Origin of the sequence: Phytobacter sp. V69, assembly GCF_965644215.1 — a bacterium.
Lineage (GTDB): Bacteria > Pseudomonadota > Gammaproteobacteria > Enterobacterales > Enterobacteriaceae > Phytobacter.
Genome location: NZ_CBFFRL010000221.1, coordinates 1 through 6,885, shown reverse-complemented (window position 1 = coordinate 6,885; position 6,885 = coordinate 1). Strand labels below are relative to the sequence as shown.

6 protein-coding genes, 1 tRNA gene and 1 pseudogene are annotated in these 6,885 nt (G+C 55.9%); 6 read left to right on the top strand and 2 right to left on the bottom strand.

Annotation, left to right across the window (positions count from 1 at the left end; translation table 11 throughout):
* Positions 1 to 124 precede the first annotated feature (124 nt).
* The 4 genes from ACSZPU_RS21775 to ACSZPU_RS21760 all read left to right on the top strand — a co-directional run bounded on the left by ACSZPU_RS21775 (position 125) and on the right by ACSZPU_RS21760 (position 4,200).
* Positions 125 to 1,426: an anaerobic C4-dicarboxylate transporter gene (locus ACSZPU_RS21775; RefSeq protein ID WP_499003053.1), complete on the top strand. Its 1,302-nt coding sequence runs from the start codon at positions 125 to 127 to the stop codon at positions 1,424 to 1,426.
* 81 nt (positions 1,427 to 1,507) lie between these two features.
* Positions 1,508 to 1,831: a divalent cation tolerance protein CutA gene (gene cutA, locus ACSZPU_RS21770; protein WP_499003051.1), complete on the top strand. Its 324-nt coding sequence runs from the start codon at positions 1,508 to 1,510 to the stop codon at positions 1,829 to 1,831.
* A complete protein-coding gene (locus ACSZPU_RS21765) occupies positions 1,807 to 3,576 on the top strand; it encodes a protein-disulfide reductase DsbD (RefSeq protein ID WP_499003049.1) in 1,770 nt (589 codons plus the stop codon). The genes cutA and ACSZPU_RS21765 overlap by 25 nt, the downstream gene beginning before the upstream one ends.
* Before the next feature lie 48 nt (positions 3,577 to 3,624).
* Positions 3,625 to 4,200 carry a transcriptional regulator gene (locus ACSZPU_RS21760; RefSeq protein WP_499003047.1) on the top strand — a complete coding sequence of 192 codons (576 nt, stop codon included), beginning with the start codon at positions 3,625 to 3,627 and terminating at the stop codon, positions 4,198 to 4,200.
* Here ACSZPU_RS21760 and ACSZPU_RS21755 read toward each other — a convergent pair whose 3' ends face one another.
* Together ACSZPU_RS21755 and ACSZPU_RS21750 are read right to left on the bottom strand one after the other, a co-directional pair.
* The gene (locus ACSZPU_RS21755; RefSeq protein ID WP_499003054.1) at positions 4,201 to 4,773 is read right to left on the bottom strand and encodes a LysE family translocator; all 573 of its coding nucleotides are present in this window, start codon (positions 4,771 to 4,773) and stop codon (positions 4,201 to 4,203) included. It lies immediately after the preceding gene.
* Between the two features lie 68 nt (positions 4,774 to 4,841).
* Entirely contained in the window at positions 4,842 to 5,687 is an 846-nt protein-coding gene (locus tag ACSZPU_RS21750) for an AraC family transcriptional regulator (protein WP_499003045.1), read from the bottom strand.
* A gap of 182 nt (positions 5,688 to 5,869) precedes the next feature.
* Here ACSZPU_RS21750 and ACSZPU_RS21745 point away from each other — a divergent pair.
* Both ACSZPU_RS21745 and ACSZPU_RS21740 read left to right on the top strand, forming a co-directional pair.
* Positions 5,870 to 5,945 (top strand) — tRNA-Phe (locus ACSZPU_RS21745).
* 179 nt (positions 5,946 to 6,124) lie between these two features.
* Positions 6,125 to 6,814, top strand: a pseudogene (locus ACSZPU_RS21740) (tyrosine-type recombinase/integrase); the annotation flags it as partial.
* Between the last annotated feature and the right edge of the window lie 71 nt (positions 6,815 to 6,885).

Below are 6,885 nucleotides of genomic sequence, written 5' to 3'. Positions count from 1 at the left end.
CGGCCTCATTTCTCGCTGCCGTCCAGATCAGATGCATCGCTCTCTGGGCTAAAATCTTGTGACGACACTATCTAGCCTTCAGCAGAAAAAATTCAATATCACTTCATCAACAAGGAAGGCAATTATGTTTGCTGCAGAACTCGTACTCGTCCTGCTTGCTATTTATCTGGGGGCCAGACTCGGCGGCATCGGCATTGGTTTTGCCGGTGGCTTCGGGGTGCTTGTACTCACCCTCTTTTTTCAAGTCAAACCTGGGGCAATACCCTTCGACGTTATTGAGATCATCATGGCGGTTATCGCCTCCATTGCCGCGATGCAGGTGGCGGGAGGGATGGACTACCTGGTGAGCCTGGCCGAACGCATGCTGCGTCGCCACCCGAAATACATCACCTTTCTCGCCCCGCTGGTCACCTGGTTTATGACCATTCTGGCGGGCACCGGGCACACGGCGTTCTCTACGCTGCCGGTGATTACCGAAGTGGCAAAAGAGCAGGGTATTCGCCCGTCCCGTCCGCTCTCCATCGCCGTGGTGGCGTCGCAAATCGCCATTACCGCCTCGCCTATCTCCGCGGCGGTGGTCTTTTTCGCCGGGATTCTGGAGCCGCTTGGGGTGAGCTACCTGACGCTGCTGGCTATCTGTATTCCGGTGACCTTGATTGCCGTGATGCTGACCGCCATTGTGTGTAACTTCCTGGGTGCCGAGCTGAAAAACGATCCGGTTTATCAGGAGCGCCTGGCAAAAGGGGAAGTCAAACTGCGGGGCAGCAAAGTTTTCGACCTTAAGCCGCATGCCAAACGCTCCGTGGTGCTGTTCCTGATTGGGATTGTGGCAGTCATGTTCTATGCGACCGCCATCAGCGACACCGTTGGCCTGATTAAAAACCCGGAACTGCCGCGTAACGAAGCGATTGTGGTCTTTATGCTGACCATCGCGACCTTGATCAGCATCACCTGCAAAATCGACACCAGCGAAGTGCTGAACGCCAGTACCTTTAAATCCGGCATGAGCGCCTGCGTGTGCGTGCTGGGTGTTGCCTGGCTCGGCGATACGTTCGTGAAAGCGCACATTACTGACATCCAGACGGTGGCCGGCGATCTGCTGCACAACTACCCGTGGCTGCTGGCGGTGGTACTCTTCTTTGCCTCCACGTTGCTCTACTCTCAGGCCGCGACCACCAAAGCACTGATGCCTGCGGCGCTGCTGTTGGGCGTTACCCCGCTGACCGCCGTGGCGTCGTTTGCGGCGGTATCGGCGCTGTTCGTGCTGCCCACCCACCCAACGCTGCTGGCGGCGGTGGAAATGGACGATACCGGCTCAACGCGTATTGACAAGTATGTGTTTAACCACGCGTTTCTTATCCCAGGCGTCATCGCCATCACCCTGTGCGTGATACTGGGCTTCATCATTGGCGGCGTTCTAATTTAAAACCATGTAAAAACGGGCCGTTCTGCGGCTCGTTTTTATTGTGCGTGTTATAGTCCCCTTTTCGCTGTGAAGAGGTTAACGATGAACACGCCTGATGCTGTTGTTGTGCTCTGTACCGCCCCGGATGAAGCGACGGCCCAGGAGCTGGCCACCAAAGTGCTGGCCGATAAGCTGGCTGCCTGCGTGACCCTCCTCCCCGGCGCCACCTCGATGTACTACTGGGAAGGGAAGCTGGAGCAGGAATACGAAGTGCAGTTGCTGCTCAAAACCGACGTTGCACATCTGGAAGATCTCTTCGCCTGCATTAAGTCTCATCACCCCTACCAGACCCCAGAATTGCTCGCTATACCGGTTACTCACGGAGATTTTGATTACCTCACATGGCTCAACGCATCCTTACGCTGATTCTGCTGTTATGCAGTACGCCCGCGCTTGCCGGGCTATTTTACGCCCCCGGACGGTCCAACTTTGTGCCGGCCGATCAGGCGTTTATGTTTGATTTCCAGCAGCAGGAAAACGACCTCAAGCTCAACTGGCAGGTGAAAGAGGGCTACTACCTCTATCGCCAGCAAATCAAGCTCACCCCGCAACAGGCCGACATCACGCCGGTGCAGTTGCCGTTTGGCGAAATGCATAAGGATGAGTTTTATGGCAAAAGCGAGATCTATCGCCAGCAGCTAAATCTGCCGGTGACCATCAACCAGGCCGCCAAAGGGGCGACGCTGACGGTGACTTACCAGGGCTGTGCGGATGCCGGGTTCTGTTATCCGCCAGAGACGAAAGTGATTCCGCTGAGTGAGGTTGGCGCGTCGGCCCAGGCTCTTCCCCAGGAGAGGGGACAAACCAGCGCTGCGCCGGAAAACGCAGCCCAGTCAGTTCCCCCTCGCCCCTCCGGGGAGAGGGCCGGGGTGAGGGGAAATAGCGACACCGACACGACCGCGCTGCCCTTTTCCGCGCTCTGGGCGCTGCTGATTGGCATTGGTGTCGCCTTCACCCCCTGCGTCTTACCAATGTACCCGCTTATCTCAGGCATCGTACTCGGCGGCAAACAGCGCCTTTCAACGCCCCGTGCGCTGCTGCTGGCTTTTATCTACGTGCAGGGGATGGCGCTGACTTACACCGCACTCGGTCTGGTGGTTGCCGCCGCCGGGCTCCAGTTCCAGGCCGCGCTCCAGCATCCGTACGTGCTGGTTGGCCTGTCGGTGGTCTTCATTCTGCTGGCGCTGTCGATGTTTGGCCTGTTCACCCTGCAACTGCCCTCCTCGTTGCAAACCCGCTTAACGCTGATGAGCAACCGTCAACAGGGCGGCTCGGCAGGCGGCGTGTTTGCTATGGGGGCCATTGCCGGGCTGATTTGCTCCCCGTGTACCACCGCGCCGCTGGGCGCTATCCTGCTTTATATCGCCCAAAGCGGTAATCTGTGGCTGGGTGGCGGTACGCTGTATCTGTATGCGCTGGGAATGGGGCTGCCGCTGATTCTGGTCACCGTCTTCGGCAACCGCCTGTTGCCGAAAAGCGGCCCGTGGATGGCGCAGGTCAAAATCGCCTTTGGCTTTGTGATCCTGGCGTTACCTGTCTTCTTGCTCGAGCGGGTACTGGGCGATAACTGGGGACTGCGACTGTGGTCGCTGCTCGGCGTCGCCTTCTTTGCCTGGGCCTTTATTGCCAGCCTTGGGGCAACCCGCCCGGTGATGCGTATTGTGCAGATCGTTCTGCTGGGTGCGGCGCTGGTCAGTGCACGGCCATTACAGGACTGGGCGTTTGGCCAGCCCGCAGTACAAGGCCAGGCGCACCTGCCGTTTACCACCATCAAAACCGTGGACGACCTTAACCAGGCGCTGGCACAGGCAAAAGGTCGCCCGGTGATGTTGGATCTTTACGCCGACTGGTGCGTGGCGTGCAAAGAGTTTGAGAAGTACACCTTTAGCGATAGGCAGGTTCAGGCTGCACTGAAAAATTCCGTGTTATTACAGGCGGATGTCACCGCCAATAACGCGCAGGATCAGGCACTATTGCAACACTTACAGGTTTTAGGCTTACCCACCATTGTGTTCTTTAATGCGCAAGGCCATGAACAGCCGGCACAGCGGGTCACAGGTTTTATGGACGCGCCCGCCTTTGCCACGCATTTGCGCAATCTCGCGCCGTAAACAACACTTGGTTGAGGAAGCAGGCTTCTGATAACGGAGGAACTCACCGTGCAACGTGAAGATGTTTTAAGTCAGACACTTCAATTGTTTGAATTGAGAGGGATTGCCGACACCACGCTGGAAATGGTCGCTGAGCGCATTAACTATCCGCTGGAGGAGTTTTTGCGTTTCTGGCCGGACAAAGAAGCGCTGTTTTACGATGCGCTACGCTATCTCAGTCAGCAGGTGGATATCTGGCGCAGGCAGTTGTTACTCGATGAAGAGCTAACGAAAGAGCAAAAATTGCTGGCGCGCTATGGCGCATTGACCGACTGCGTCAGCAACAATCGCTATCCGGGCTGCCTGTTCATCGCCGCCTGTACCTTTTTCCCCGACCCGGATCATCCGGTACACCAGCTCGCGGATCAGCAGAAACAGGCGGCTTTCGCCTTCACTCATGAGCTGTTGACCCAACTGGAAGTGGACGACCCAACCATGGTGGCAAAACAGATGGAGCTGGTGCTGGAAGGCTGTCTGAGCCGAATGCTGGTTAATCGCAGCCAGGCCGATGTCGATACAGCCCGGCAGTTGGCAGAAGATATTCTGCGCTTTGCCCGTTGCCGCCAGGGCGGGGCATTAACCTGATCAGTGCATCAACCCGGCCCAGGCCGAAAACAGCAGGCAGAGCGCCATCGCCCGTTGAAACCAGACCAGCGATGCCGCGCTGCGAAACAGCCGGTTTACCGCTTTGCCCAGCAGCGTCCAGGCGCACAGGCAGAGCACCGAAATGAGCAGGAAGCTCAGTGACAGGAATGCCACTTCGCGCACGGGATGCGCACCATTCGGGGCAAACAGGCTGACCACTGCCAGCGCCATCATCCAGGTTTTGGGGTTGATGAGCTGCAACATGGCCGCTGCCTTACTGCTAAAGGGCTCGCCACTCTTCTCATTCAGATCCGCCGCCGGAGCAGTAAATAGCTGCCAGCTCATCCAGCTTAGCCAAAGCGCACCGGCCCAGCTCATGCCTTCACGCAGCAGCGGGTAGCCCCGCAGCACTTCTCCTGCACCCGCGCCGGAGATAAACACAATCAGACTGGCCGCCACACATGCCCCCGCCACCGCAGGCAATGTCGCTTTGATGCCAAAGCGCTGGCTGCTGGCCAGGATCAGGATATTGGTTGGGCCGGGGGTTATCGATGCCACGAAGGCAAACAGCATAAATGGCAGCCAGGTATAGAGCGTATTCACAGTCGGCACTCCTTATTCTCCGTCCTGTGACTTTCGCGTTATTTACCCACCGAGTCTGGAAGATTTGTGCAGAGTTTCCGGTAATGGGCGGGCGATAGTCGATACGCCCGCTGGAACCTGCGCCCCAGATGGCTTTGATCGGCAAATCCCAGGGCTGCCGCCACGCTCGCCGGTTGTTCACCGCGCGCCAGCATGCTGCGGGCATTAGCCAGACGCAGTTGAATCAGCCAGGCATGGGGTGAGAGATGGAACTCACGCTTGAAGCAGCGGGTCAGGGTAAACCGGTCGGTGTCCGTTTCGCGGGCCAGGTCAGACAAACCGATGTTCTCCCCCATATGGGCATGAAGATAATCCCGTGCGCGATGCGCCACCGCCGCGCTTTGCAGGTGTGACGGCAGGCGCTTGCGCCACTGGTTGTGCTGGGTAAGCTGCCCGAGCAAGTTATCCATGGCGCTTTGCTGCACGATGCGCATCTCCTCACTATGCAGCGAATAAAAGGTCTGGGCGATCGCGCCAGCAAGCTGTGGTTCGCGCGCCATCGTGCGGGAAAAATGCAGTGAATAGCTGGAAGGGACTGAATCGTACAGCCCACGCAGGGTGGAGCTCAGCCAGTCTTCATCAAGGTAGAACGTCAGGTAGGTAAAGCCGCCTTCAACCGGCGCATCACCATCGTGAATTTCGCCCGGCTCAAGCAGAAAGGCGTCGCCCGGCATGCTGCGATGGCGTTCGCGGCGGCAATGAAACTCCTGCGTTCCACTTAGGGTTATGCCGACCAGATAGCTGTCGTGCCAGTGCGGATCGTACGCATGTCCTTCAAAATGAGCGCGAATTGTTTCGATGCCGGTGTCCGCATGCTGCCGCAGTTCCAGCCAGTCATTAGCCATATTGCCTCCGAAATCCCCGGAAGCAGCATGACACTCCCGTGCGGAAAAAATCTGGAAGATTTGTGCAATACGCCGTTTTGTGGCGCAGAATCACTCAGACTGCCGCAAACTTGAGCAACTGAACAGCATTTTTTGAAATAGAGTTGACGCATTACAATGATTAGGGTTTAATGCGCCCCGTTGCCCGGATAGCTCAGTCGGTAGAGCAGGGGATTGAAAATCCCCGTGTCCTTGGTTCGATTCCGAGTCCGGGCACCACTATTCTATAAATGGACGTCAATCGACGTCCGTTTTTCCTTTTAAAGTCAACACATTATTGACTCCAGCCCTTCTCATACCGCTCCCTGACTTTCATCAGCAAGCACTATCATTTGATGGTATATTGGATGGTATCTTTAGTTCGATACAATTTATACCATCAAAAGAGGGGGTTAACGATGGCTCTCACTGATGTCAAAGTAAGAAATGCCAAACCCGCCGATAAGCCTGTAAAGCTCACAGACAGCAGCGGCATGCATCTTCTGATTCATCCGAATGGTTCCAAGTACTGGCGTCTACAATATCGCTTTGCAGGAAAACAAAAGCTACTGGCTCTGGGGGTTTACCCCACTGTATCACTTGCTGACGCACGTCATCGCCGTGATGATGCCAGAAGATTAATTGCTGCTGGTATTGACCCATCTGAAAAGAAAAAATCCGATAAAGTTGAACAAAGCGGCACACTGGCTTTTGAATCCGTTGCCAGAGACTGGCATGCAAGCAACATCAGATGGTCAGCAACACATGCTGAAAGGGTAATGAACAGCCTGACCAATCATGTGTTCCCTGTCATTGGTAAACGAATCATTACTGACCTCAAAACCCGTGACCTGCTTCAGCCAATCAAAATGGCTGAAAAATCGGGTCATCTCGAAATTGCAGCCCGTCTACAACAGCGTATCACCGCTATCATGCGATATGCTGTCCATAACAGTATTATCGAGAGTAATCCTGCACAGGACTTAGCAGGAGCTATTGCAACAGCAAAAAGGGTTCATCGTCCTGCTCTTCCTTTTGAACGCATTACAGAGCTTCTCAGCCGCACTGAGAGCTACAGGGGAAGACCGCTTACCCGTCTTGCTGTTAAGGAAGGTGCGATTTAATCGGTGGGGTTCAGTGGAGTCCTTAGCTGTATTAGCCTTACCTTAGCTGAGCTGTA